The 23,506-nt window shown below is 72.5% G+C and carries 23 protein-coding genes; 12 read left to right on the plus strand and 11 right to left on the minus strand.

All coding sequences use genetic code 11. The features are described 5' to 3' along the window. Positions 1-8: 8 nt before the first annotated feature. The 4 genes from IE308_RS17515 to IE308_RS17525 all read right to left on the minus strand — a co-directional run bounded on the left by IE308_RS17515 (position 9) and on the right by IE308_RS17525 (position 4,913). Positions 9-1,727 carry an ABC transporter substrate-binding protein gene (locus IE308_RS17515; RefSeq protein ID WP_190218649.1) on the minus strand — a complete coding sequence of 573 codons (1,719 nt, stop codon included), beginning with the start codon at positions 1,725-1,727 and terminating at the stop codon, positions 9-11. A 169-nt stretch (positions 1,728-1,896) separates the two neighbouring features. Then, positions 1,897-1,989, minus strand: a complete 93-nt coding sequence (locus tag IE308_RS37465) for an Ms4533A family Cys-rich leader peptide (RefSeq protein ID WP_343234091.1) — start codon at positions 1,987-1,989, stop codon at positions 1,897-1,899. A 45-nt stretch (positions 1,990-2,034) separates the two neighbouring features. Continuing rightward, positions 2,035-3,531, minus strand: a complete 1,497-nt coding sequence (locus IE308_RS17520) for a DUF3152 domain-containing protein (RefSeq protein WP_444545355.1) — start codon at positions 3,529-3,531, stop codon at positions 2,035-2,037. A 365-nt stretch (positions 3,532-3,896) separates the two neighbouring features. Next, complete coding sequence (locus IE308_RS17525) at positions 3,897-4,913, minus strand: alpha/beta fold hydrolase (protein WP_110630302.1); 1,017 nt, start codon at positions 4,911-4,913, stop codon at positions 3,897-3,899. Between the two features lie 217 nt (positions 4,914-5,130). Here IE308_RS17525 and IE308_RS17530 point away from each other — a divergent pair, with 217 nt between their 5' ends. From IE308_RS17530 to IE308_RS17545, 4 genes are all read left to right on the plus strand, one after another. Continuing rightward, the gene (locus IE308_RS17530; protein WP_110630300.1) at positions 5,131-5,355 is read left to right on the plus strand and encodes an Rv3202a family protein; all 225 of its coding nucleotides are present in this window, start codon (positions 5,131-5,133) and stop codon (positions 5,353-5,355) included. 264 nt (positions 5,356-5,619) lie between these two features. Next, positions 5,620-6,267, plus strand: a complete 648-nt coding sequence (locus IE308_RS17535) for a TetR/AcrR family transcriptional regulator (protein WP_110630298.1) — start codon at positions 5,620-5,622, stop codon at positions 6,265-6,267. 158 nt (positions 6,268-6,425) lie between these two features. Next, entirely contained in the window at positions 6,426-6,653 is a 228-nt protein-coding gene (locus IE308_RS17540; RefSeq protein ID WP_110630296.1) for a DUF3107 domain-containing protein, read from the plus strand. Between the two features lie 196 nt (positions 6,654-6,849). Continuing rightward, positions 6,850-7,116 carry a hypothetical protein gene (locus IE308_RS17545; RefSeq protein WP_110637069.1) on the plus strand — a complete coding sequence of 89 codons (267 nt, stop codon included), beginning with the start codon at positions 6,850-6,852 and terminating at the stop codon, positions 7,114-7,116. Between the two features lie 737 nt (positions 7,117-7,853). On the opposite strand, the gene IE308_RS17550 is transcribed toward IE308_RS17545, so the two are convergent. Continuing rightward, entirely contained in the window at positions 7,854-8,639 is a 786-nt protein-coding gene (locus IE308_RS17550) for a ferritin-like fold-containing protein (protein WP_190218651.1), read from the minus strand. A gap of 524 nt (positions 8,640-9,163) precedes the next feature. Here IE308_RS17550 and IE308_RS17555 point away from each other — a divergent pair. Both IE308_RS17555 and IE308_RS17560 read left to right on the plus strand, forming a co-directional pair. Next, positions 9,164-11,728: a DEAD/DEAH box helicase gene (locus IE308_RS17555; RefSeq protein WP_190218652.1), complete on the plus strand. Its 2,565-nt coding sequence runs from the start codon at positions 9,164-9,166 to the stop codon at positions 11,726-11,728. Positions 11,729-11,820: 92 nt separating this feature from the next. Beyond that, entirely contained in the window at positions 11,821-12,693 is an 873-nt protein-coding gene (locus tag IE308_RS17560) for an alpha/beta fold hydrolase (RefSeq protein ID WP_229908909.1), read from the plus strand. A 12-nt stretch (positions 12,694-12,705) separates the two neighbouring features. Here IE308_RS17560 and IE308_RS17565 read toward each other — a convergent pair whose 3' ends face one another. After that, positions 12,706-13,602, minus strand: a complete 897-nt coding sequence (locus IE308_RS17565) for an NYN domain-containing protein (RefSeq protein ID WP_110630290.1) — start codon at positions 13,600-13,602, stop codon at positions 12,706-12,708. 184 nt (positions 13,603-13,786) lie between these two features. Between IE308_RS17565 and IE308_RS17570 the strand changes: the two genes are divergently transcribed. Then, positions 13,787-13,939, plus strand: coding sequence for a DUF8834 family protein (locus tag IE308_RS17570; RefSeq protein ID WP_110630288.1), 153 nt, complete (start codon positions 13,787-13,789; stop codon positions 13,937-13,939). Positions 13,940-14,028: 89 nt separating this feature from the next. Here IE308_RS17570 and IE308_RS17575 read toward each other — a convergent pair whose 3' ends face one another. From IE308_RS17575 to IE308_RS17585, 3 genes are all read right to left on the minus strand, one after another. Continuing rightward, positions 14,029-14,634, minus strand: coding sequence for a MarC family protein (locus IE308_RS17575; protein ID WP_110630286.1), 606 nt, complete (start codon positions 14,632-14,634; stop codon positions 14,029-14,031). Positions 14,635-14,729: 95 nt separating this feature from the next. Further along, the gene (locus IE308_RS17580; protein ID WP_110630283.1) at positions 14,730-15,587 is read right to left on the minus strand and encodes a PHP domain-containing protein; all 858 of its coding nucleotides are present in this window, start codon (positions 15,585-15,587) and stop codon (positions 14,730-14,732) included. 176 nt (positions 15,588-15,763) lie between these two features. Next, positions 15,764-16,405, minus strand: a complete 642-nt coding sequence (locus IE308_RS17585; RefSeq protein ID WP_110630281.1) for a DUF6758 family protein — start codon at positions 16,403-16,405, stop codon at positions 15,764-15,766. Between the two features lie 148 nt (positions 16,406-16,553). Between IE308_RS17585 and IE308_RS17590 the strand changes: the two genes are divergently transcribed. After that, positions 16,554-17,831 carry an MFS transporter gene (locus IE308_RS17590; RefSeq protein ID WP_190218654.1) on the plus strand — a complete coding sequence of 426 codons (1,278 nt, stop codon included), beginning with the start codon at positions 16,554-16,556 and terminating at the stop codon, positions 17,829-17,831. 30 nt (positions 17,832-17,861) lie between these two features. Here IE308_RS17590 and IE308_RS17595 read toward each other — a convergent pair whose 3' ends face one another. Further along, complete coding sequence (locus IE308_RS17595; RefSeq protein WP_190218655.1) at positions 17,862-18,446, minus strand: suppressor of fused domain protein; 585 nt, start codon at positions 18,444-18,446, stop codon at positions 17,862-17,864. Between the two features lie 485 nt (positions 18,447-18,931). On the opposite strand from IE308_RS17595, the gene IE308_RS17600 reads away from it, so the two are divergent. Together IE308_RS17600 and IE308_RS17605 are read left to right on the plus strand one after the other, a co-directional pair. Beyond that, a complete protein-coding gene (locus IE308_RS17600) occupies positions 18,932-20,071 on the plus strand; it encodes a magnesium and cobalt transport protein CorA (protein ID WP_110630275.1) in 1,140 nt (379 codons plus the stop codon). Between the two features lie 32 nt (positions 20,072-20,103). Then, positions 20,104-20,625: a hypothetical protein gene (locus IE308_RS17605; RefSeq protein ID WP_190218656.1), complete on the plus strand. Its 522-nt coding sequence runs from the start codon at positions 20,104-20,106 to the stop codon at positions 20,623-20,625. Positions 20,626-20,632: 7 nt separating this feature from the next. Here the strand turns inward: IE308_RS17605 and IE308_RS17610 are convergent, their stop codons facing one another. After that, on the minus strand, positions 20,633-21,379 hold the full coding sequence (locus IE308_RS17610; protein WP_373314513.1) for a hypothetical protein: 747 nt from the start codon (positions 21,377-21,379) through the stop codon (positions 20,633-20,635). Between the two features lie 201 nt (positions 21,380-21,580). On the opposite strand from IE308_RS17610, the gene IE308_RS17615 reads away from it, so the two are divergent. Together IE308_RS17615 and IE308_RS17620 are read left to right on the plus strand one after the other, a co-directional pair. After that, complete coding sequence (locus IE308_RS17615; RefSeq protein ID WP_190218657.1) at positions 21,581-22,879, plus strand: magnesium transporter MgtE N-terminal domain-containing protein; 1,299 nt, start codon at positions 21,581-21,583, stop codon at positions 22,877-22,879. Next, a complete protein-coding gene (locus IE308_RS17620) occupies positions 22,863-23,468 on the plus strand; it encodes a DUF1003 domain-containing protein (protein WP_110630269.1) in 606 nt (201 codons plus the stop codon). The genes IE308_RS17615 and IE308_RS17620 overlap by 17 nt, the downstream gene beginning before the upstream one ends. Positions 23,469-23,506 lie beyond the last annotated feature (38 nt).

The following is a 23,506-nucleotide window of genomic DNA, read 5'->3' on the forward strand; positions in this document are numbered from 1 at the left end:
CCCGTCAACTACTTGACCGCGACCTGCGAGATGTCGAGGACACCCGTCCAGTCACTGATCACCACGTTCTTGACGTCCTTGCCGTACAGCCGCTTGTAGACGGGGTGGAACAGCGGCACGACGAGGGCCTTCTCGCCGATCTTCCGGTCCAGTGCGCCCCATCGCTCGGCCGCCGCGTCAAGATCCGTCAACTTGTTGATCGCGTCGATCTCGGCATTGACCGACTTGTCGTCGAGCAGGCCCGTGTTGAAGTTCGCGCCCTTCTTGACGATCTGCCGGCCGTCGAAGATGGGGGCGAGGAAGGGGCCGCCGGAGGGCCAGTCGGCACCCCAGTGGGCGAGGAAGAGACCGGGCTCCGTCCGCACGTCGTGGATCCGGTTGCTGTAGTCGTTGTCCTCCAGGCCCTTCAGCTCGACCGTGATGCCGGTCTTCTTGAGCGCGTCCTGGACCGCGGTCGCGATCTCCGGGCTGGTCTCGAAGTCCTTGCTGTTGGAGTGGGTCAGGGTGATGGTCAGCCCGTTGGCGTACCCCGCCTCCTTCAGCAGCTGCCGCGCCTTCGCCGGGTCGCCGCTCGGGCCGGCCGGGAAGAGGTCGTAGGGGGTGTAGCCGAAGGACTTCTGGTTCGGCAGGAAGGTGGTGGCGGGCTCGGCGAGCGCGCTGCCGCCGGCCGCGTTGACGACGGACGACCGGTCGATGGCGTAGGCGATCGCCTGCCGCACCTTGACGTTGTCGAACGGCTTGGCCGTCGGGTTGAACGCCAGGTAGTTCGTGTAACCGAAGTGGCCGGTGCCGACGCGCGCGGCGAGTTCCTTGTCGCCGGTCACCTTGGCGAGTTCGGCCGGGCCGAGGTTGGTGTCGGTGGTGACGGCGGCGGCGTCCTTGCCCTGGGACGCGGACAGCCGCTGGTTGATCACGGCGGAGTCGAATCCGGAGCGTACGTCGATCCGGTCGGGGTAGGCCTTGCGCTCGGCGTCCGTCGACGCGGACCAGTAGGGGTTGCGTTCGAGGACGAGGCGCTCACCGTCGTTGTCGTTCGAGACGACCTTGTACGGGCCCGAGGAGACCGGGTGCTCCTCGTACTTGGTGCCGGTGTCCTTGCTCTTCGGGACGGGCGTGAACTGGGTCTGGGTGGCCAGGTAGGGGAACTCGCCCTCGGGCTTGTTCAGGTGGAAGACGATGGTCCGCTCGTCCGGGGTCTCGATCGCGTCGAGGCCCTTCTTGTCCTTGTAGGGGCCCTGGTAGTCGGCGGCGCCGACCAGCCAGTCCCGCAGGTAGGGCGCGCCGCCGGAGAGCTCGGGGGCGAACGAGCGCTCGATGCCGTACTTGATGTCGGCCGAGGTGATCGGCGTGCCGTCCTCGTACTTCAGTCCGGCCTTGAGCGTGTACGTCCACACGGTCGCGTCCTTGTTGGGCCGCCCGGTGTCGGTGGCGAGGTCCGGCACGACCTGGGCGCCGGCCGCGCCGTTCTCGCGGTTGCGGGTGGTGAGGGTGCGGAAGACCAGGGACGGGACGTTGCCGCCGCCGGAGGTGTACAGGCGGGCGGGGTCGAAGTCCTCCTGCGGCTGGGAGTTGAGGACGGTGAGCGTGCCGCCCTTGTGCGGCGCGGAGTCGCCGCCGGCGCCCTGGGCGCCGTTGTCCTCCGGACCGCAGGCGGCGGCGCCCGCGGCCAGGACCAGGCTGACGGATGCCGCGGCCACGCGGCGCGCGATGACGGACGGTTGACGCATCGGAAGGACGACCTCTCGGTTGGGACGCCCAGTCGTCTCTCACATGGCGAGACGGATGGACGAGGGGTGAGACGAAAAAAGACGGACGTCTGCCCCGGCGTCGGGTCGTCGAAAAAGCCGTGACGGGGTCACGGAGGGAAAAAGAGCGACGCGCGCCGCAGGGCGGGCGTCAGCAACAGTGGATGTCGGCCACGCAGAGCGCGGTCACGCCGAGGAGCGCCAGCTCGATGGCGGCGCGTGCGGAGGCGTGACGGGAGGACATGCGCAGAAAATTAGTACGACTTTTCTGCGCATGTCAAAGCCGGGATCAACTTCCCGGATACGGCCAGGGGTTGGGCCGGCAGTGGATTCCGTCGTGGTCGAGGAACTTCGTCTGCTGCTGCATCACGGGCGCGAGCTCGCCGTCCTTGTCGCAGGTGACGTGGCCGTAACCGAGGCGGTGGCCGACCTCGTGGTTGATCAGCATCTGCCGGTACGCGTGGATCTGGTCGCCGTAGGTCGGGGAACCCTGCGCCCACCGGTAGGCGTTGATCATCACGCGTTCGGTGGCGGCGGAGTCGCAGGAGACGTTGTCCTCGGTGGTGTCCAGGCCGGACCTGGCGCACCAGACGGCGGTCGTGCCGGGGCTGGCGAGCGTGATGACGAAGTCGGGCTTGCCGGAGTAGACGCGCTCGAAGGTACGGCCGCCGCCATGGGCCCAGCTGCGGTCGTCGTTGAGCGTCTTCTGCACGGCCTGCGCGAACAGTTCGCCGTCGAGCCCGAGACCCTCCTCGACGTCGACCCGGTAGGTGTACTTCTGCCCGCCGCCGGGCGCCTTGGCGATGCCGGGCACCGCCTCGAAGCGTCCCGAACCCTTCAGGGTGGCGCTCAGCGGGTACGTCCGGTCCATCTTCTGGTCGTACGTCAGCGCCACCGGGCTCGACGCGGACGACGGGCTCGGCCCACCGTCCGCGAGGGGCGCGGAGTCGCGCGCGTCCCGCGCCTGGTCGGTGGCCGAGGCGGAGCGCGCGGTGTCGTCCTGGCCGCCGGCGACCTGGCCGGCGACGACGACCGCGAGCACGGTGGTGACGGCGGCCGCGGCGATGCCCGTGAAGGTCCGGCCCTTGCCGCCCTTGGCGCGGACCGGCTCATCGGTCGGCGGCGCGTCATCGGCGTCGGCGTCCGCGCCGGGGCCCGCGGCGGCGGTGTCCCGGTCGGTGACGGAGGCGTACGGGTCCCGGGCCGGGGCGGGGCCCTGGGCGCGCGGCGGGGTGAAGACGTCGTCGGCGGCGTCGGGGTCGAAGGCGTCGATGTACTCCTGCCGGGGCCCGCCGGGCGGCGCCTGCCGCTGCCGGGGCAGCCCGGGCACGCCGGGCGCCCGCCCGGGACCGGCTCCCACGCCCCCTGCGGCCCCTGCGGCTCCGGACCTCAACTCGCCCCAGCCGCCGCCGTTTTCCCGCTGCTCGGGGTGCCCACCGCGCACCTGGGCACCGCCCGGCGCCGACGCCCCACCGGGCACGCGGGGAACCCCGCGCGCGGGGGTGCCGTCGGGCAACCGGGGGATGCCCTGAGCGGGGGTGCCGTCGGGCAGCCGCGGGACGCCCTGAGCGGGGGCGCCTTGGGGAAAGCCCGCGCGGGGAACACGCGGGACGCCGTGCGCGGGAGTGCCTTCAGGGAAACCCCCACGGGGGACGCTCGGGAAGCCGTGCGCGGGGGTGCCATCGGGAAGCCTCGGCACACCCCGAGCCGGAGCCCCCTCGGGGAAACCCCCACCAGACACCCGCGGCACGCCATGCGCCGGCGTCCCGTCCGGAAGCCTCGGCACACCCCGAGCCGGAGTCCCGTCGGGGAAACCCCCACCAGACACCCGCGGCACGCCATGCGCCGGTGTCCCGTCCGGAAGCCTCGGCACACCCCGAGCCGGAGTCCCGTCGGGGAAACCCCCACCCGGAACCCGGGGCACGCCATGCGCCGGCGTGCCGTCAGGGAAGCGCGGCGTGCCCTGACCCGGTACGGGTCCGGGTACGGGTCCGGCAGCAGGTCCCGGGCCGCCGTAGCCATAAGGCGCCGGCTCCGCCGGTCTCGCCGACGGCGACGGTGCCGCCGTCCCCCGTGCCGCCCCCGCGTCACTGCCCCCTGGCGCGCTCTTCGGAGCGGGCCCACGCCTGCTGTGGCGTCCCACGTCGTGTCTCAGCTCCCCTGGGTCACGGGCTCGGCGGCCTCGGCCACGCCGTCCGCGCGGTCGGCGCCGGAGGCGGTGGTGTCCGCCAGCAGGTCCCGGAAGGCCATGGCGACCGTCTCGGGATACTCCATCATGGCCACGTGCCCGGCGTCCGGCAGCGCCAGCAGGCGGCTGTCCCGGAAGGCGCGGGCGGCCCGCGCGGCCATGCGGAAGCCGACGAGCCGGTCCCGGCCACCATAGATGAGGAGTGTCGGGGCGAGGACGCGCTCGGCCTGCCGCCACAGACTGTGCTGGCCGCCGAGGGTGTAGGCGTTCACCACTCCGCGCGCGGAGCGCACCATCGCGTCCCAGAAGTACGGCAGTTGCATCCGCCGCTCCAGCTCCTCCACCGCGTACCGGAACGCCTCCGGCGTCACCCGGGAGGGGTCGCCGTAACAGAGCGCCATGCTGCCGCGGACGCGCTGCTCGGCCGTCCACTGCCGGGTGAGGCGCGTGAACAGCGCGGCCACGCCCGGCATGCCGATGAGCGCGGTCGGTACGGCGGTGCGCTGGACGCGCAGTTCCGGCAGGGCGGGCGAGACGAGGGTGAGCGTACGGACCAGGTCGGGGCGGAGCGCGGCCACGCGCGTGCACACGGCGCCGCCGAGGGAGTTGCCGAAGAGGTGCACGGGGCCGCGGCCGGAGGCGTCCAGGTAGCGGATCACGGCACGCGCGTGCCCGGTGATCGAGTAGTCGCCGTCGTCCGGGGGCGGGGAGTCGCCGAAGCCCGGCAGGTCGAGCGCCTCGCTGTCGACGACACCGTCCAGTTCGGCCATCAGGGAGGACCAGTTCTGCGAGGAACCGGCGAGCCCGTGGACGTACAGCGCGGGCGGCAGCCCCTCGCGCGCGGGGCGCCTCGACCGCACCGTCAGGGTGATGCCCGGCAGTCCGACCGACGTCAGCCGCTCGCCGTCCGCGACCCGGACGGGCGCCGCCTTCGGTGCGAGGTCGGTGGGCGGCACGGACGGCAGCTCGGTCGAAGACATGCGGCAATGTTACGAGACGATCACGCACTGGTTCACGTGTTCGCCATCACAGGGGTACGACAGCGGCGAGGGGAACCCCCCAGGGAGCCCGGCCCGTCGCCCCTCGGGGACGTGGCCGCATGGCATAGCGTCCGTATCGGGTGTCTCCTACGCTCATAAAGAGGGCACCCGCGTGTGACCCCTGCTTCAGGGACGTTCGTAGGAAGGGAGCCCACCCATGGCAATCGACCCCACCGACCCGGAGACCTTCGAGGAGCTCGACGAGCGCGACACCCCCGAGTTCGGCGTCGAGGCCCCCGAGAACGACGCCGCCGAGCAGCACGCGGACGTCGCGCCGCACCGCGACGACCCGCTCGACATCGTGGACCCGGCGCGGGCGAACGAGGCCGATCTGGTCGAACAGACGCGCGTGGTCTCCCTCGACGAGGACGACTACCGCTGACGCCGTCGGCCCATCGCCGCGGTCACCGCCGTGGCGCCGCTGCGTCCCGGTCGACGCGGTCGGAGCCGGCGATCACCGTCGGCACCCCGCTGAGCAGGAAAGAGGCCTTCTTTTGCCCGCTTGGCCCCGCTTTCAAACCCTCCGCACGACTTTCGCCACCGTCCGGTCCGTGAAATTCTGCGCTCGCACCGCGCGCAGCCGGGTTACCGAAAAGTACGATGGCGGCGCGGCGCACACCGCATGTGGACGACTTTGGGAGGCGGCGTGACAGCCATCGAGCAGACAGAGGCGGCACGCCCGCGAGGCACGCGCCTGCCGCGCCGTGCCCGACGGAACCAGCTGCTGGGCGCCGCCCAGGAAGTCTTCGTGGCGCAGGGCTACCACGCCGCCGCGATGGACGACATCGCCGAGCGCGCCGGCGTCAGCAAGCCGGTGCTCTACCAGCACTTCCCGGGCAAGCTCGACCTCTACCTCGCCCTGCTGGACCAGCACTGCGAGGCGCTGATCCAGTCCGTGCGCAACGCGCTGGCGTCGACGACCGACAACAAGCAGCGCGTACGGGCGACCATGGACGCCTACTTCGCGTACGTCGAGGACGACGGCGGCGCGTTCCGTCTGGTGTTCGAGTCGGACCTGACGAACGAGCCCGCGGTGCGCGAGCGCGTCGACAAGGTCACCAACGAGTGCGCCGAGGCGATCTGCGACGTCATCGCCGAGGACACCGGACTCTCGCGCGCCGAGTCGATGCTGCTCGCCTCCGGCCTCGGCGGTCTCGCCCAGGTGGTGGCGCGCGCGTGGCTGCACAGCGACCGGAGCGTCCCGCGGGACGAGGCGGTGCAGCTGCTGGCGTCGCTGGCCTGGCGCGGCATCGCCGGCTTCCCGCTGCACGGGAACGAGCAGCAGCAGCACTGACCGCGATCGGCCGTGGGGGCGTGCCGGGCATTTGTTCCCGCGCGGTGTTCGCTCCTGGCGTGCTGGCGCGGAGCGTGCACATCCCCTCACCGGGCTAATGTGTGCTGGGTACGGCGCGGAAGGTCGCGCACTTCACTGACCGTCGGAGGGACATAGCCGTGGAGGTCAAGATCGGCGTGCAGCACGCGCCCCGCGAGATCGTTCTGGAGAGCGGTCAGACTGCCGAGGAGGTCGAGCGGGCGGTGTCCGAGGCACTGGCCGGTAAGTCGGCGCTGCTGAGCCTCGTGGACGAGCACGGCCGCAAGATCCTGGTCCCGGCCGACCGCCTCGCGTACGTCGAGCTCGGCGAGCCGGCCCCGCGCAAGGTGGGCTTCGGCGCGCTGTAAGCAGGCACGCGGACAGAGAGAAGGGCCCGGCGGTGTCACCCCTCGTGACACCGCCGGGCCCTTCCGCGTGTTTTCTCCACGGACGGCGCACAAGTCCCCCACAGGGGAGGATTGCATTCCGCAGGTCACGGGTATGACGGGCTACGACCGGGGCGCCGCGTCGGCGCACCGTCCGGCCGTGTGGGAGGGACCCGACATGATCTTGGAAGCGCTCGGCTCCGCTGTGCTCGGCCTCGTCCTGTCCTGGGCGGCCCTGCACCGGCTGGCGCACCGGCTGCCCGCCCGCCCCCTGGTGCTCGCGACGGGGGTCGCCGGAGCGCTCTTCGGCGACTTCGTCACCCACAGCGCGCTGGGCCCCGGCAACGCCGCCCTGAGCCTGGTCGGCGCGGCGATCGTCTCCTCCGCGTCCCTCTCCCTGCTGCTGCGCCCCGCGGGAAGACTCCGCCGGTCGGCCCCGGCGTAACCCCGAACGGCCCCGGCGAGCAGTCACCAGAACACGCCGGTACGACACCCCCGGGCGCGTCGGCGACACCGCCCCCGAGCACGCCGGGCGGACAGCCGGCCCGGGCCTCCGGTACGACACCGACCGCCCGGGGCTCCGGTACGACACCGACGGCCGGCGGCTCCGGCACGGCACCCACGGCCCGGGGCTCCGGTACGACACCGACGGCCCACGCCTCCGGCACAGCGCCGACGGGCGGCGCGCCCACGCCGGAGCGTCCGGCCGATGCGGTCACAATTCCCCCGGGCACACCTGCGGCACCACCCGCCGCACCGCCCGGTCCGCCCACCGCGACACCCCCCAGCCCACCGACCGAGGTGAAGCCCCCAGGTGGGCCGGGCGAAGGAAGAGCCGGGCGGCGCCGGGACAGATGGCGCTGATCAGCGTCCGCAAGGTCCCCGTCCACCACGCGCCGCGGCCGACCCTCTCGCCGCACCGGACCGGGCGAGGCCCGCGCTCGGGGCGGACGCCGCCGAGCCCGTGCTCCGAACGGACGCCTGCGCGGCCAGCCCTCCGAGCGCACGCCGCAAGGCGCGCACTCTGGGCGGACGCGGCCCAGCCGGCCCCCGAGCGGACGCCGCGAGCCCGCACTCCGGGCGGAGACCGCCGAGCCCGCCCTCCAAGCAGATCCCGCAAGGCCCGCACCCCGGGCGAACCCCGCGAGGCCCGTCCCCCGTTCGGCGTCGGAGCAGGTGGCCTCAGGCCGCCAGGCCCAGGGCCGCCATGCGCTTCGTGTGGGCCTCGGTGATGCGGGAGAACATCTTGCCGACCTCGGCGAGGTCGAAGCCGTCGGCGACGCCGCCGACGAGCATCGTCGACAGCGCGTCCCGGTCGGCGACCACGCGCTGCGACTGCGACAGCGCCTCGCCCATCAGCCGCCGCGCCCACAGCGCGAGCCGCCCGCCCACGCGCGGGTCGGCGTCGATCGCGGCGCGCACCCGGTCCACGGCGAAGCCGGCGTGCCCGGTGTCGTCGAGGACGGCCAGCACCAGCGAGCGGGTGTCGGAGTCCAGCCGCGCGGCGACCTCACGGTAGAAGTCGCTGGCGATGGAGTCGCCGACGTACGCCTTGACCAGGCCCTCCAGCCAGTCCGACGGCGCCGTCTGCTTGTGGAAGCCGTCCAGCGCGGCGACGAACGGCTCCATCGCCAGGGTGGGGTCCTCACCGATCTCGGTGAGCCGGTCGCGCAGCCGCTCGAAGTGGTGGAACTCGGCCGACGCCATCTTCGCCAGCTCGGCCTTGTCCTCCAGCGTCGGCGCCAGCTTGGCGTCCTCCGCGAGCCGCTCGAACGCCGCCAGCTCGCCGTACGCGAGCGCGCCGAGCAGGTCCACGACCGCGGCCCGGTACTGCGGGTCGGCGGACGCGGTCGCCCAGTCCCGCGCGGCCACTCCGGTGGACCCGGTCGCTCCGGTCGCTCCCGCGGCTCCGGTGGTCCCGGCCGGGGCCGCCCCGGGGTCGTTGTCAGGCTTGTCAGACGTCGTCATGAAGCGCACAATAGCCCGCCCGCCGCCCCTGGGAAGTCCCTGGTCAATCAGTGTGACCACGACGACGTGACGGCATACCCGAGCACTGCGGCGCCCACAACGTGACCGATTCGGCCATCGCGTGTGCGGGAATCCGGGGTATGGTGGTAATGCGCCTGCCGAGTATGTCGACGGGCCGCACGTATGAGGATGCCCGGTCGGTGGCCCGATCGGCTCCGACCCGACAAGCCCTCCCGGCCCTACGGCACAGTGCGTACGGACACCGGAGGGGGACACCCTCAGCGGTACGAGCGCTAGAGCGTCGGAAGAGGTCCCGTGTCATACGGCTTGCCCTGGTGGTTCGCCCGTAAGGCAGCCGACGTCCCCGGCACGGTCCGTCAAAGACCCCCGCGCTCGCCTCGCACCGCGCACACAGAAGAGGCTGATCCACCCTGACTACGACGTTCCGAGACCTCGGGATCCTGCCCGAGACCGCCGAGGCCCTGGAGGCCGTCGGCATCACGACTCCCTTCCCCATCCAGGAGATGACCCTCCCCGTCGCCCTCGCCGGCACGGACGTCATCGGCCAGGCCAAGACCGGCACGGGCAAGACCCTCGGCTTCGGTCTTCCGCTCCTGGAGCGCGTGACCGTCCCCGCCGACGTGGAGGCGGGCCGCGCCGCCCCCGAGGACCTCACCGACGCGCCGCAGGCGCTCGTCGTCGTCCCCACGCGCGAACTGTGCACGCAGGTCACCAACGACCTCCTCACCGCGGGCAAGGTCCGCAACGTGCGCGTGCTCGCGATCTACGGCGGCCGCGCCTACGAGCCCCAGGTCGAGGCCCTGAAGAAGGGCGTCGACGTGGTCGTCGGCACCCCGGGCCGGCTCCTGGACCTCGCGGGCCAGAAGAAGCTGAACCTGAAGCACATCAAGTCCCTCGTCCTCGACGAGGCCGACGAGATGCTCGACCTGGGCTTCCTGCCCGACGTCGAGAAGATCATCGACATGCTGCCGGCCAGGCGCCAGACCATGCTGTTCTCGGCGACCATGCCGGGCGCGGTCATCGGTCTCGCCCGCCGCTACATGAACCGCCCCACGCACATCCGCGCCACCGCGCCGGACGACGAGGGCGTCACGGTCGCGAACATCAAGCAGTTCGTCTACCGCGCGCACAACATGGACAAGCCGGAGATGGTCGCCCGGATCCTGCAGGCCGAGGGCCGCGGACTGGCGATGATCTTCTGCCGTACCAAGCGCACCGCCGCCGACATCGCCGAGCAGCTCCAGAACCGCGGGTTCGCCGCCGGCGCGGTCCACGGCGACCTCGGCCAGGGCGCCCGCGAGCAGGCGCTGCGCGCCTTCCGCAACGGCAAGGTGGACGTCCTCGTCTGCACCGATGTCGCCGCGCGCGGCATCGACGTCGAGGGCGTCACGCACGTCATCAACTACCAGTCCCCGGAGGACGAGAAGACGTACCTGCACCGCGTCGGCCGCACCGGCCGCGCGGGCGCCAAGGGTACGGCGATCACGTTCGTCGACTGGGACGACATCCCGCGCTGGCAGCTGATCAACAAGGCGCTGCAGCTGGACTTCAACGACCCGGTCGAGACGTACTCCAGCTCTCCGCACCTCTTCTCCGACCTCGGCATCCCCGAGGGCACGAAGGGCACCCTGCCGCGCTCCGAGCGCACCCGGGCCGGCCTGGACGCCGAGGAGCTGGAGGACCTGGGCGAGCCCGGCGGACGCGGTGGCCGTGGCGGCCGCGGTCGCGGTGGCCGTCCCGAGGCCCGCACCGGGACCCGTACGGAGGAGCGCGAGCGCAGCCGTACGCCGCGCCGTCGCCGCCGTACCCGTGGCGGTACGCCGCTGGACGCGTCGCCGGCCACCGAGCAGGCGCCCGCCGCCACCGAGCAGGCACCCGCCGCCGCGGACGAGACGGACACGGCTCCGCGCACCCTGCGCCGCCGTCGCCGTACGCGCGGCGGAGCGTCGGCCACGGCGGCGCAGACCGCCGAGGCGGCCGTCACGCCGGTGACCGAGACCGCCCCGGCGCAGGCCGAGGCCGGCCCGGCGGCCGTCGACGCGGAGCCCGTGGCGACCGCGGTCGCGGCCTCCGAGGGCGCCGCGCTGGACGCCGACGCCGCGTCGGAGGCCCCGGCCAAGCCGCGCCGCCGCCGCACCCGCAAGTCGGCGGAGGCCCCCGAGGCCCCGCAGACCGAGGCCGCGCAGGCTCCCGAGGCTCCGGCGGAGCCCGAGGCCCCGGCCGCCGCCCCGCGCCGCCGTACCCGCAAGACCGCCGCGACGGCGGAGACGCCCGCCGAGGCCGGCGAGACGGCCGTGAACACGGCCGAGGGCACCGCGGACGCCACCGAGGCCAAGCCGAAGACGCGCCGCACCCGCAAGACGGCGGCCCCCGCCGAGGCGGCCGCCGACACGGCGGAGGCGACCGAGGCCAAGCCGAAGACCCGCCGTACGCGCAAGACCGCGGCGACCACGGAGACGGCCGAGGCGGCGGAAGCAGCCGTCGACACCGTCGAGGCCACCGAGGCGAAGCCCAAGGCGCGCCGCACCCGCAAGACCGCGGCGACCGCCGAGACGGCGGCGGCGACCGACGCCGAGGCCGTCGAGGCCAAGCCGCGCCGGACCCGCAAGACGGCGGCCAAGGCCCCGGCAGCGGAGGCCGCGGCCGAGACGGCCGTCGACACCGCCGAGGCCACCGAGGCGAAGCCGAAGACGCGCCGCACCCGCAAGACCGCGGCGCCCACCGAGGCAGCCCCGGCAGCGGAAGCGGCCGCCGACACGGCCGAGGCCACCGAGGCCAAGCCCAAGGCACGCCGCACCCGCAAGACCGCGGCGACCGTCGACACGGCCGAGGCCACCGCCGACGCCACCGAGGCCAAGCCGAAAACCCGCCGCACCCGCAAGGCCACCGCCGCCGAGCCGGTCACCGCCGGTATCCCGGCCCAGGCCACGCAGGAGCCCGCGGAGGCCAAGCCGCGTCGCACCCGCAAGTCCGCGGCGGCGGAGCCGGTCGACGGCGCCGAGGCCAAGCCGAAGGCGCGCCGGACCCGCAAGGTCGCCGCGGCCGCCACGGAGTCCGCGGAGGGCTGATCCCGCCCGGCTCACGGATGACCCGAAGGCCCGGTCCCCTCAGGGGGGCCGGGTCTTCGGCGTACCCGGGACGGCCCCGCTACCCTCACCCCGTGACCACCCCACTCCCCTTCGCCCCGCCCCCGGGCGCCCGCGCCCACCGGCTGCGCACGGCCCGCGGTGCGTTCGCCGTCGTCGACATGCCCGTGCCCGACGGGGTGCCCGAGCGGGGTGTCGCGCTGCTGGTGCCGGGGTTCACCGGCAGCAAGGAGGACTTCGGGCTGATGCAGGGCCCGCTCGCGGCCCGCGGGTACCGGACCGTGGCCGTGGACGGGCGCGGGCAGAACGAGTCGGACGGGCCCGCCGACGACGAGTCGGCCTACTCCCGGCGGGAACTGGCGCTGGACGTGCTCGCCCAGGTCGCCGCGCTGGAGGCCGGCGGCCCCGTGCACCTGCTCGGGCATTCGCTGGGCGGGCAGATCACGCGGTCCGCGGTGCTGCTGGACCACACCCCGTTCCGGTCGTTCACCCTGATGGCGTCGGGCCCGGCCCAGGTCTCCGACGGGCAGCAGCAGCGGGTGAAGCTGCTGCGGGACGCGCTCGCGGTGATGTCCATGGAGGAGGTGTGGGAGGCGATCCTGGCGATGGGCCCGCCGGAGGAGGTCGGCGGCCCGGCCCGCGGCATCGGTGACCTGCCCCAGCTGCGGGCCCGCTTCCTGAACACGCGGCCCGCGCAACTCGTGGCGACGGGGCGCCAGTTGTGCACCGAGCCGGACCGTGTCGCGGAACTGGCCGCCGTACCGCTGCCGTTCCACGTGCTCTCGGGCGTCCGTGACGACGCCTGGCCGGTGCCGCTGCTCGACGAGATGGCGCTGCGGCTGCGGGCGCACCGGACGATCGTCCCGGGTGCGGAGCACTCCCCCAACGTGGACCAGCCCCTGCCCACGGCCCGGGCGCTGGCGGACTTCTGGGACAGCGTCAGCTGAGCGGGCCTGCTGCTAGAGCCGCGTCTCCAGGTGCTCCCAGAACCCGTCCCTGAGCGCCCGCCGCAGGTCGGCCTGGCCCCGCAGTGAGTACTGGAGCATGCCCTCGGCCTCCACGAGCAGGTCCTGGTCGACGGAGCCGGGCAGGTAGGGGTGGCCGGGCAGCAGGTCGCCGAGGGACTCGCGGCCCCGGGCGGCCAGCCACTTCGCGGCGATCTGGGCACCGACGAAGCGGACGTCCTCGCGGGTCGGCCGGGCGGCGGTGGCGCCCTCGTAGGTGGCGGGGGTGCGCCGGGAGACGTACGGCTTGAAGAAGTCGAGGTCGAAGGTGCGCTGGCTGTCGACCTCCCACAGCAGTGGCTCGGCCTGGTTGCGGCCCTCCGGCGCCTCGATGCCCCACAGGTGGACGCGGGCGCCGTACCCCTGGGCCGCCTCCACCGCCGACACCAGGTCCTCGTCGCCGCCGAGGAGGGCCGCGTCGCTGATCGCGCGGTGGCGGGCGAGGGACTCCAGGTCGGAGCGGATCAGTGAGTCGACGCCCTTCTGCTGGTTGTTGGCGTTGAGGTTGCCGAGGCGGACCTTGACGTCGGGCAGTTCGGCGATGGACTGCTGCTCGGCGGTGTGGATGCGGCGCCGGGCGCCGTCGTACCAGTAGACGCGGAGCAGTCTGCTGTCCGCGAAGATCGTGCGGGCCCGGTCGATGAGGGCCTCGATCAGGCCCTCGGCGTCCAGGTCGAAGGCGCGGCGGTCCTCGGTGCCGGCGACGAGACGTCCCGCGGCGGCGTAGAGATAGCCCGCGTCGACGAAGATCGCATGGGTGGAGGGTGTCTTGGCCACCTCGGCGAGCATGCGCTGCAGCAGCTCGTTCGTGCGGTCGATACGGGCGGCCAGGGCCGCGAGGTCGTCGTTCATCGCCTCCATTGTCCCGTTGGTCACGCTGCGAACACAACCGGTCCCTTTCGGTCCCGCAGCGTGCACGCCCGGACCCCTTACTCGCTAGTAATTAGTCGTTCGAAAAATTTCTTTAGCGTAGGGAATGTTTGTAACACGCCCACGGTTGACTCATACGGAACACGAGAGGAAGGGGGAAGCACTCATGCGCTTCGAAATCATGCGACTCGACGACGTCGACGGTACGCCCGTGGACACCACCGTCGTGGACGCCGCCTCCGTCAACCGGATCGTCCAGCAGGCCGCCGCGATCGGACAGCGGCTGTGGATCCGTCCGGCCGAGGCCTCGGCCTCGTAACAGCGGATCTCCGGAAGAAGCTTCAGGGCCCCGTACGGCAGCACTGCCGTCCGGGGCCCTGTTCGTGTCCGCGGGCCGTTTCCGCGGGCTCAGCTGCCCTGGATCACCTGGGTGACGCCGTTGATGATCTGCTGCACGGCGATCGCGGAGAGCATCATGCCCGCGAGCCGGGTCACCAGGACGACCCCGCCGTCCTTGATGACGCGGATGATCAGCAGCGAGTAGCGCATGACCAGCCACAGCACGACGTGGATCGCGAGGATCGCCGTCCACACCGACACCTGCATGGCCGCGCTGTCGGCCTTCTGCACAGCGAGGATCACGGACACGATCGCGCCGGGCCCGGCCAGCAGCGGCATGCCGAGCGGGACGAGGGCGACGTTGACGTCCTTGGTCTGCTTCGGCTCGTCGGTCTTGCCGGTGAGCAGGTCGAGCGCGATGAGCAGGAGCAGCAGCCCGCCCGCGATCATCAGCGCGGGCACGGAGACGTGCAGGTAGTTCAGGATCTGGTGGCCGAGCAGACCGAACACGGTGATCACCCCGCCCGCCACGCAGACGGCCTGGAACGCCATCCGCTTCTGCACACGGGCGGGCCGGCCGCCGGTCAGGGCGATGAAGATCGGGGTGATCCCAGGGGGATCCATGATGACAAACAGGGTCAAAAAGAGAGAGCCGAAGACAGCGACGTCGAACATGAGGGCCTTGCAGGAGAAGAGAGCGTGAAAAGGGACGGCGTGCGGGGGCGCGCGGCGGCGCACCCACGGCGTGCGTGGGCGTGCGGAGGCGCGCCTCAGAATCCGCCGGTGCCGGGGACGGGGAACGCGCCGGTCGCCCGCCGGGTGATCTCGCCGTAGACCTCGGGGTCGGTGGTGTACTCGCCGAGCGCGCAGGTCTTGCGGCTGCCGTGGTAGTCGGAGGAGCCCGTCACCAGCAGGCCCAGCTCCTTGGCGAGCCCGCGCAGCCGGGCCCGGGTCGGCTCGTCGTGGTCCATGTGGTCGACCTCGATGCCGTCCAGGCCGGCGGCGGCCATCTCGGCGATCGCGGCCTCCGGCACCGTGCGCCCGCGCTTGCTCGCGCCCGGGTGCGCGAAGACGGTGACCCCGCCCGCGCCCTTGACCAGCCGGATCGCCTCGAACGGGTCGGTCTCGTGCTTCTCGACGTACGCCCGGCCGCCGTCGGCCAGCCACTCGGGCGTGAAGGCGTCGCTCACGGTCGGTACGACGCCCAGCTCGACGAGCGCGGTGGCGACGTGCGGCCGCCCCACGGAGCCGTCGCCGGCGATCCGCGCGACCTGCTCCCAGGTGACCGGCACGCCCAGTTCGTTCAGCTTGGCCACCATGCCCCGGGCCCGCGGCACCCGGTCGTCGCGCACCAGCTCGCGCTCGGCGAGCAGGGCGGGCTCGGCGGGGTCGAAGAGGTAGGCCAGCATGTGCATGCTGATCCCGTCGATACGGCAGGACAGCTCGGCGCCGGTGACCAGTGTCAGCCCCTCGGGCAGCGCGGCCTGGGCCTCGGCGTGCCCGCGGGTGGTGTCGTGGTCGGTCAGCGCGACGACGTCCAGTCCGGCGGCGGCGGCGTTGCGCACCAGCTCGGCCGGGGTGTCCGTACCGTCGGACGCGGTGGAGTGGGTGTGCAGATCGATGCGCACGACGCGGACTCCAGCGGTGACGGTACGGAAGGGACACCCAAGGATAACCGGATTTCCGGACCCCTCTGTCACACCCGCACAGAGCAGCGCCCCTTACATCGAGGGGGCGCGGGCGGCGGGCGTCACGGCCGTTCCGCGGAGGGTGGACGTCACAGCCGTTCCGCGGGCGGTGGACGTCACGGCTTGAGCAGGCGCGGCGACAGCGCCCCGCACGGCACCAGCTCGATCTCCGCCCCCGCGTCCCGCAGGTCGGTCAGCACCAGCTCGTCGTAGAGCAGCAGCCCCGACTGCTGGGGCCAGACCACCGCCCACAGCCACATCCCGAGCGCCTCCCCCGCGAACACCGCGCGGTCGTCCGGCGTCTTGGAGACGAGCCAGAGCGGAGTGGGGCGGCCGGCGGCCAGGACCTTGGTCTGCGCGGGTTTCTCGACGTCCAGGTACGGCCCGGGGTCGGGTCCGTCGATCCCGGCGTAGCGCGCGCCGAGGCCGACGCCGAGTTCCTCGGCGACGATGATCAGCTCGCCGACACCGCCGAGCGGGCCGGGGCCGCTGCACGCCACGACCGTGGCGCGGCCGCCGCTGCGGTCGTCCCCCGCGTACGCCACGCCGGTGAACAGCCAGCCGACCGGCAACGGCCACGGCATCCACACCGGGACCCGGGTGCGGTGCACCACCACGCTGAGGGCCTCGACGCTGGGCGGGATCACGGGCTGCAGCGGATACACGGTGCCGTGCACATCGCACTGCCAGGAATCGGCGAAGAGGCCGGGAGCCCTGACCCGGCCACCACACTTCGGGCAACTGGGTTCGCCCCTCATAGGGCTCCACGGTCCTACCCCTGCCGCGTCCCGTCAAGGACGATCACCCGTCTGGACGGAACCATGACCCCCGGACCCACTTAGATGTAATCTACATTTATTAGCGCATCTAACTGACCGTGTACCGACCGACTGACGGGAGAAGACATTGGATCCCTTCGACGCGGGTGCCGGCGGCATCCTGCGGCAGCCCAAGGCGGTCTGGGCCACCGCCGGCGCGTCCGTCGTCGCCTTCATGGGCATCGGGCTGGTCGACCCGATCCTGCCGTCGATCGCCCGGGGCCTGGAGGTGACGCCGAGCCAGGTCTCGCTGCTCTTCACGTCGTACTTCCTGATCACCGCGATCGCGATGCTCGTCACCGGCTTCGTCTCCAGCCGCATCGGCGGCCGCAGGACCCTGCTGGCGGGCCTGGCGCTCGTCGTGGTCTTCGCGGGCCTCGCCGGAACCTCCGGCTCCGTCGGCGAACTGGTCGGCTTCCGGGCCGGCTGGGGCCTCGGCAACGCCCTGTTCGTCTCCACCGCCCTCGCGGTCATCGTCGGCGCCGCGAATCCCATAGGGGCCGCGCGCAGCGCGTCGGACAAGGGTGGTGGCGGGCGACGGGCGGGAGGCAGCGCGGCGGCGATCCTGCTCTACGAGTCCGCCCTCGGCCTCGGCATGGCGTGCGGCCCGCTGCTGGGCGCGCTGCTCGGCGACGCCAGCTGGCGCTACCCGTTCTTCGGCACGGCGTTCCTGATGGCGGTCGGGTTCCTGTGCATCACGGCGTTCCTGAAGGAGCAGCCGAAGCCCGCGCGGAAGACCTCGCTGCTGGACCCGCTGAGGGCGCTCGGCCACGGCGGACTCGCCTCGGCCGCCGTCTCGGCGTTCTTCTACAACTACACGTTCTTCACCGTGCTGGCCTTCACGCCGTTCGTGCTGGACATGACCCCGTACCGGTCGGGTGCGGTGTTCTTCGCCTGGGGCGTGCTGCTCGCGGTGTTCTCGGTGATCGTCGCGCCGCGCGCGCAGGCAGGGTTCGGCTCGCTGACGGTGCTCGGCGGCTCGCTGCTGCTGCTCGCGGCGGACGTCCTCGTCCTCGGCTACGGCGACCACGCCACCGCCGTCGTCTGCACGATCCTGTCGGGCGCGTTCATCGGCGTGAACAACACCGTGTACACCGAGCTGGCGCTGGGGGTCTCCGCCGCGCCGCGCCCGGTGGCCAGCGCCGGGTACAACTTCGTGCGCTGGTTCGCCGCGGCGGCGGCGCCCTACTTCGCCCCGAAGATCGAGGAGTGGACCGACGTCCACATCCCGTTCGTGGTCGCCGCGGTCACCGCGGTCGTCGGCGCGCTCGTGGTCGTCGTACGGCGGAAGGCCCTCACGCACGAGGCCGAGGTGCTCGAACCGCGGCACGCCACCGAGGACGGGGTCGGCGTCTTCGCCAACTAGGGCCCGCCGCCGAGCGGTTGGTGACCTTGCTCACTCCAGCGGGACGGACCTGCGGGACGGGTCCCGGAGGTCCGTCCCGTGCGTCAGCCACCGCTCCTGGAGGGCCTGCGCGCCGTGCACGCGCTTCCAGGCGGCCTCGTTCGGGGTCATCGGCAGGAGCGGCAGGAAGCGCACCGGGTCCAGCGGCGCGTCCAGCTCCAGGTCCTCCACCAGGCCGCCCGGCTCGGCCACCAGCACGGAGGTGAACGGGGCGCCAGGCCACAGCGGCCCGCCCACGTCCAGCGAGGCGCCGGGCGCCACGACCACGCCCTCCACCTGCGGGGACGCGGCCAGCACGGCGAGCGGGCGGAGCACCTTGTCGGTGTCGGCGGCCCCGGCGCGCACCGACAGCAGCAGCTCGGCGCGCGGCCCCTTCACGGGGTCGGCGAGCATCGCGGTGGGGTCCGCCATCGGCTGGGCGGACATGCCGAGGGTGGCGTAGCGCACGACGTCCCCCTCGTGGAAGCGGAGCACCTCGATGCGGTCGGTGCCGAGGAAGGTGACCGCGGCGCGCGCGTCCGGTTCGCCCAGCGCGGTGCGCAACCGGGCCTCGACCAGAGGAAGAACATCTGCCATGCGGCGAGCATAGAACTCGCCAGTACCAGGCAAAGCCGCACCTTGACACCGTGGCCGACTGATACTCTGGGCCGGTGGTTCGGGGCAGCACGCAGAAGCGTCGCGATCTTTGCCCCGACGCCGAAGACTCCCTGACGGGATTGGATCGTCCCTTACGAGGGACCGGCCGGAGGAGGTGGGGCTGTCATGGATCGAAGTCGACCGTGCAGTACCACTCGCTCTTCCGGCTGCTGATGTAGCTGTTCCGGCTCTGGCCTCGCCTGCCGACCTCCTGGCTCGCGTCTTCACGCGGAAGAGCACTTCGTTTCGTCTTGCCTGATCTGTCTGTGATCTGAATCAGTAGCGAAGCTCGCCACCGCGACGGTGCGGTGCTCCCCGCTTTGTGGACGCGCCAAACATCCGCATCCAGGACGTCCTCATTCCGGGTAGTTCCACCCGCCGTGGGTGACCGACGCCTTCGCTGCCCGATGCGAAGGAGCCCGCCCATGTCGATGATCCGCGACCTGCGCGCAGTGGTCCGTCCCGCCCGCGTCTCCCTGCGCAAGGACCCCCGCCGGGGCCCGGCCCAGGACACCGGCGCCTACGCCGGCACCCGCACCCCCGGCAGGCCGTCCGCCGTCGTCGACTGCGCCGTCTACCGCGACGGCGCCCGCATCGAGTGCACCGGCCCGGTCAGCCCGCAGCAGGCGATGCGCGAGGTGCGCCGCGACGGCGGCTTCGTGTGGATCGGCCTGCACGAGCCGACCGAGGCCGAATTCGCCGGGATCGCCGCCGAGTTCGGGCTGCACCCGCTGGCCGTGGAGGACGCCGTGCAGGCGCACCAGCGGCCGAAGCTGGAGCGCTACGACGACTCGCTGTTCACCGTCTTCAAGACGGTCCACTACGTCGACCACGACGAACTCACCGCCAGCAGCGAGGTCGTGGAGACCGGCGAGGTCATGTGCTTCACCGGCCGGGACTTCTTCATCACCGTCCGGCACGGCGGACAGGGCTCCCTGCGGGCGCTGCGCCACCGCCTCCAGGACGACCCCGAGCTGCTCGCCAAGGGCCCCTCGGCGGTGCTGCACGCCATCGCCGACCACGTCGTCGACGGCTACATCGCGGTCGCCGACGCGCTGCAGGACGACATCGACGAGGTCGAGACCGAGGTGTTCTCGCCGGGCCGCAAGGGCACCCCGCGCGGCACCGACGCCGGGCGGATCTACCAGCTGAAGCGGGAGATCCTGGAGTTCAAGCGCGCGGTGTCGCCGCTGCTGCGGCCGATGCAGCTGCTGAGCGAGCGGCCGATGCGGCTGATCGACCCCGACATCCAGAAGTACTTCCGGGACGTCGCCGACCACGTGGCCCGCGTCCAGGAGCAGGTCATCGGCTTCGACGAACTGCTCAACTCCATCCTGCAGGCCAACCTCGCGCAGGCGTCCGTCGCGCAGAACGAGGACATGCGCAAGATCACCTCGTGGGCGGCCATCATCGCCGTACCGACGATGGTGTGCGGGGTGTACGGCATGAACTTCGACTACATGCCGGAGACGCACTGGAAGTACGGCTACCCGGTGATCATGGCGATCACGGGCGTGATCTGTCTCGGCATCCACCGCACGCTGAAGCGCAACGGCTGGCTGTAGGGGTGGCGGGGGCCGCTGGTTAGGCTGGGCGTATGACTAGCGAGCTGCTCGACCAGGCCCTCGTCGAGGAGGCCGTGAAGAAGTCCGGTCTCATCTGGGTCCGGGGCGCCGGTGCCCCCGCCGCGCGTGCGCTGTGGCATGTGTGGCACGAGGGCGCGGCCTGCCTGGTCGGCGACGGTCCCGGGGAGCAGCCGCTGGCGCACCTCGCCGACGGCGGCTCGGCGGAGGTCACCGTCCGCAGCAAGGACAAGGGGGGCCGGCTGGTCACCTTCACCGCGACGGTGACCGAGCTGACGCCGGAGTCCGAGGCGTGGCAGGCGGCCGTGGCCGAGCTGAAGGGCAAGCGGCTCAACGCGCCCGACGGCGAGGCGATGCCGGCGCGCTGGGCGCGGGAGTGCCGGGTGCTGCGGCTGGAGCCGGCGGGCGCCCCGCTGCCGCTGCCGGACGGCTCGCTGGCCGAGGCGCCGCTGCCGTCGCCGGCGACGACGCGCGAGCCGGTCCCGGCGGGCCTGCCGAAGCTGCTGTTCAAGCGCCGCAAACGGGCCCGGTCGTAACGGTGGCTCAGGACGTCGGCAGCTGCTTGCCGTAGTCGACGGTCTCGCCCTTCGGCGGCTTCTGTACGGCGAAGTCCTTGCCCCAGTCGGAGAAGACCAGCGTGCCCGCGCCGCCCGCGCGGACCAGGCGCAGCGGGTACGGCTGCCCCTCCAGGGACACGTCGAGGGTGCCGCCGGAGCCGTCGTCGCCGGTGATGCGGATGGTGCGGACGCCCCCCTGCTCGTGGTGGCCGTCCGTGGCGAGGGCGCCGTGCAGGGTGAGCAGACTGCCGAGGAGGGTGTTCTTGTCCGTGAAGCCGCTGAAGCGCTGGTACGCCGGGTCGCCCTGCGGCACCTTGACGTACTTGCCCTCCAGCTTGTCCGCGGCGGCCGTGTCGGAGGCGTCGCCGTCCTTGCCGTCCTCGTGGGTCCAGAAGTCCGCGCCGGCCTTCAGGTACAGCTGCTCGCCGACCCGCAGCAGCTGGAAGGAGGCGCCGTCGGCGGTGACGGAACCGGTGCTGCCGCCGGACTTCAGCCGCATGTCCAGCTTGTACGTGGCCCCGCCCGCCACCACCGTCCCCGACAGGTGCACGGCGGCCACCGAGGCCGCGGCCCGCTGGGTGCGGCTCTGGATCTGCTCCGGGGGCAGCTTGCCGACCCCGTTGGTGCCCGCGTCCGGATCCTCACTGCACCCCGCGAGCCCCGCGACGGCCAGCACGCTCAGCGCGCCGGCCAGCGCGACCCGGCGGGTACGGACCAGGGAAGTCGCAGTCACAGGTGAGGCTGCCTTTCTGGTGGGGTCCACGACGGCGTACGGCAGCGTACCGGGGTCGTCGCGGCGGTGCGGAGCCAGCTCGTTAGGACCCCCCACCAGGGCGGACCCGATCGGGACGGGCTAGCCTGAAGCCCGACCTGGCGGGCAATCGGGAGAAGGAACGCAAACACCGCACACCTCGTACGAAAAGGAACGACAGCCATGGCAGCCGGCGCCCCGCGGATCTTCGTCTCGCACCTCTCCGGCGTCGCCGTCTTCGACCCGACCGGCGACCAGGTCGGCCGCGTACGGGACCTCGTCGTGATGCTCCGCGTCGGCCGGCGGCCACCGCGGCTGCTCGGCCTGGTCGTCGAACTCGCCACCCGCCGCCGCATCTTCCTGCCCATGACCCGCGTCACCGGCGTCGAGTCCGGCCAGGTCATCACCACCGGCGTGCTCAACGTCCGCCGCTTCGAGCAGCGGCCCACCGAACGCCTCGTCTTCGGTGAACTCCTCGACCGCCGCGTCACCCTCGTGGAGACCGGCGAGGAGGTCACCGTGCTCGACCTGTCGGTGCAGCAACTGCCCGCCCGCCGCGACTGGGAGATCGACCGCGTCTTCGTCCGCAAGGGCCGCCGCGGCGGCCCGCTGCGGCGCGCCAAGGGCGAGGCGCTGACCGTCGAGTGGTCCCAGGTCACCGGGTTCTCGCTGGAGGAGCAGGGGCAGGGTGCGGAGAACCTGCTCGCCACCTTCGAGCAGCTGCGCCCCGCCGACCTCGCCAACGTGCTGCACCACCTGTCCCCGAAGCGGCGCGCCGAGGTCGCCGCCGCCCTCGACGACGACCGGCTCGCCGACGTCCTGGAGGAGCTGCCGGAGGACGACCAGATCGAGATCCTCGGCAAACTGAAAGAGGAGCGCGCCGCCGACGTCCTGGAGGCCATGGACCCCGACGACGCGGCCGACCTGCTCGGCGAGCTGCCCACGGACGAGCAGGAGCGGCTGCTGAGCCTGATGCAGCCCGCCGACGCCGCCGACATGCGGCGCCTGATGTCGTACGAGGAGCACACCGCGGGCGGTCTGATGACGACCGAGCCGATCGTGCTGCGGCCCGACGCGACCGTCGCCGACGCGCTGGCCCGGGTCCGCAACCCCGACCTCTCCCCCGCGCTCGCCGCGCAGGTCTACGTCTGCCGGCCGCCCGACGAGACGCCGACCGGCAAGTACCTGGGCACCGTCCACTTCCAGCGCCTGCTGCGCGACCCCCCGTACACCCTGGTCAGCTCGCTGCTCGACCAGGACCTGCAGCCGCTCGACCCGGACGCGGCGCTGCCCGTCGTCGCCGGGTTCTTCGCCACGTACGACATGGTCGCGGCGCCCGTCGTCGACGAGTCGGGGGCGCTGCTCGGCGCGGTCACCGTGGACGACGTACTGGACCACATGCTGCCCGAGGACTGGCGGGAGACGGAGTTCCACCTCGAAGAGGGCGTGGAGGGGGTGGGCCCGCATGGCACCGGAGCGTGACAGCGGCCGGGAGGCGGTCCGCGACCGCAGCCCCGCCGGGGCCACCGCCACCACCCGCACCCGGCCCCGGCTCGACCAGCCGCGCCCGCCACGGCGGCGGATCCTGCCCGAGTGGGACCCGGAGGCCTTCGGCCGGCTGTCGGAGCGGATCGCCCGTTTCCTCGGCACGGGTCGGTTCATCGTCTGGATGACGGTCGTCATCATCATGTGGGTGGTGTGGAACGTGGCCGCGCCGCACGATCTGCGGTTCGACGAGTACCCGTTCATCTTCCTGACGCTGATGCTGTCCCTGCAGGCCTCCTACGCGGCACCGCTGATCCTGCTCGCGCAGAACCGGCAGGACGACCGCGACCGGGTCAACCTCGAACAGGACCGCAAGCAGAACGAGCGGTCCATCGCCGACACCGAGTACCTCACCCGGGAGATCGCCGCGCTGCGCATCGGCCTGGGCGAGGTCGCCACCCGCGACTGGATCCGCTCCGAGCTGCAGGACCTGATCAAAGAGCTGGAGGAGCGGACGAACGGCCACCACGAACCCGCCGTATTCCCGGCGGACCGGTCGCCCGGACGTGACGTAGACGACCGCTGACGGGCTTCCCCCGGCATGGCTACTGAGCCGTACCATCG

The sequence above is a fragment of the Streptomyces griseosporeus genome, from assembly GCF_014656055.1.
Classification (GTDB): domain Bacteria; phylum Actinomycetota; class Actinomycetes; order Streptomycetales; family Streptomycetaceae; genus Streptomyces; species Streptomyces griseosporeus.

Excerpts from the sequence above, each read along its gene's own strand:
- IE308_RS37465 (WP_343234091.1), bottom strand. The coding sequence starts at position 1,989 with ATGTCCTCCCGTCACGCCTCCGCACGCGCCGCCATCGAGCTGGCGCTC.
- IE308_RS17620 (WP_110630269.1), top strand. The coding sequence starts at position 22,863 with ATGGCACCGGAGCGTGACAGCGGCCGGGAGGCGGTCCGCGACCGCAGC.
- IE308_RS17525 (WP_110630302.1), bottom strand. The coding sequence starts at position 4,913 with ATGTCTTCGACCGAGCTGCCGTCCGTGCCGCCCACCGACCTCGCACCG.
- IE308_RS17575 (WP_110630286.1), bottom strand. The coding sequence starts at position 14,634 with ATGTTCGACGTCGCTGTCTTCGGCTCTCTCTTTTTGACCCTGTTTGTC.
- IE308_RS17605 (WP_190218656.1), top strand. The coding sequence starts at position 20,104 with ATGACTAGCGAGCTGCTCGACCAGGCCCTCGTCGAGGAGGCCGTGAAG.
- IE308_RS17600 (WP_110630275.1), top strand. The coding sequence starts at position 18,932 with ATGTCGATGATCCGCGACCTGCGCGCAGTGGTCCGTCCCGCCCGCGTC.
- IE308_RS17550 (WP_190218651.1), bottom strand. The coding sequence starts at position 8,639 with ATGACGACGTCTGACAAGCCTGACAACGACCCCGGGGCGGCCCCGGCC.
- IE308_RS17570 (WP_110630288.1), top strand. The coding sequence starts at position 13,787 with ATGCGCTTCGAAATCATGCGACTCGACGACGTCGACGGTACGCCCGTG.
- IE308_RS17615 (WP_190218657.1), top strand. The coding sequence starts at position 21,581 with ATGGCAGCCGGCGCCCCGCGGATCTTCGTCTCGCACCTCTCCGGCGTC.
- IE308_RS17515 (WP_190218649.1), bottom strand. The coding sequence starts at position 1,727 with ATGCGTCAACCGTCCGTCATCGCGCGCCGCGTGGCCGCGGCATCCGTC.
- IE308_RS17530 (WP_110630300.1), top strand. The coding sequence starts at position 5,131 with ATGGCAATCGACCCCACCGACCCGGAGACCTTCGAGGAGCTCGACGAG.
- IE308_RS17555 (WP_190218652.1), top strand. The coding sequence starts at position 9,164 with ATGACCCTCCCCGTCGCCCTCGCCGGCACGGACGTCATCGGCCAGGCC.
- IE308_RS17595 (WP_190218655.1), bottom strand. The coding sequence starts at position 18,446 with ATGGCAGATGTTCTTCCTCTGGTCGAGGCCCGGTTGCGCACCGCGCTG.
- IE308_RS17545 (WP_110637069.1), top strand. The coding sequence starts at position 6,850 with ATGATCTTGGAAGCGCTCGGCTCCGCTGTGCTCGGCCTCGTCCTGTCC.
- IE308_RS17585 (WP_110630281.1), bottom strand. The coding sequence starts at position 16,405 with ATGAGGGGCGAACCCAGTTGCCCGAAGTGTGGTGGCCGGGTCAGGGCT.
- IE308_RS17565 (WP_110630290.1), bottom strand. The coding sequence starts at position 13,602 with ATGAACGACGACCTCGCGGCCCTGGCCGCCCGTATCGACCGCACGAAC.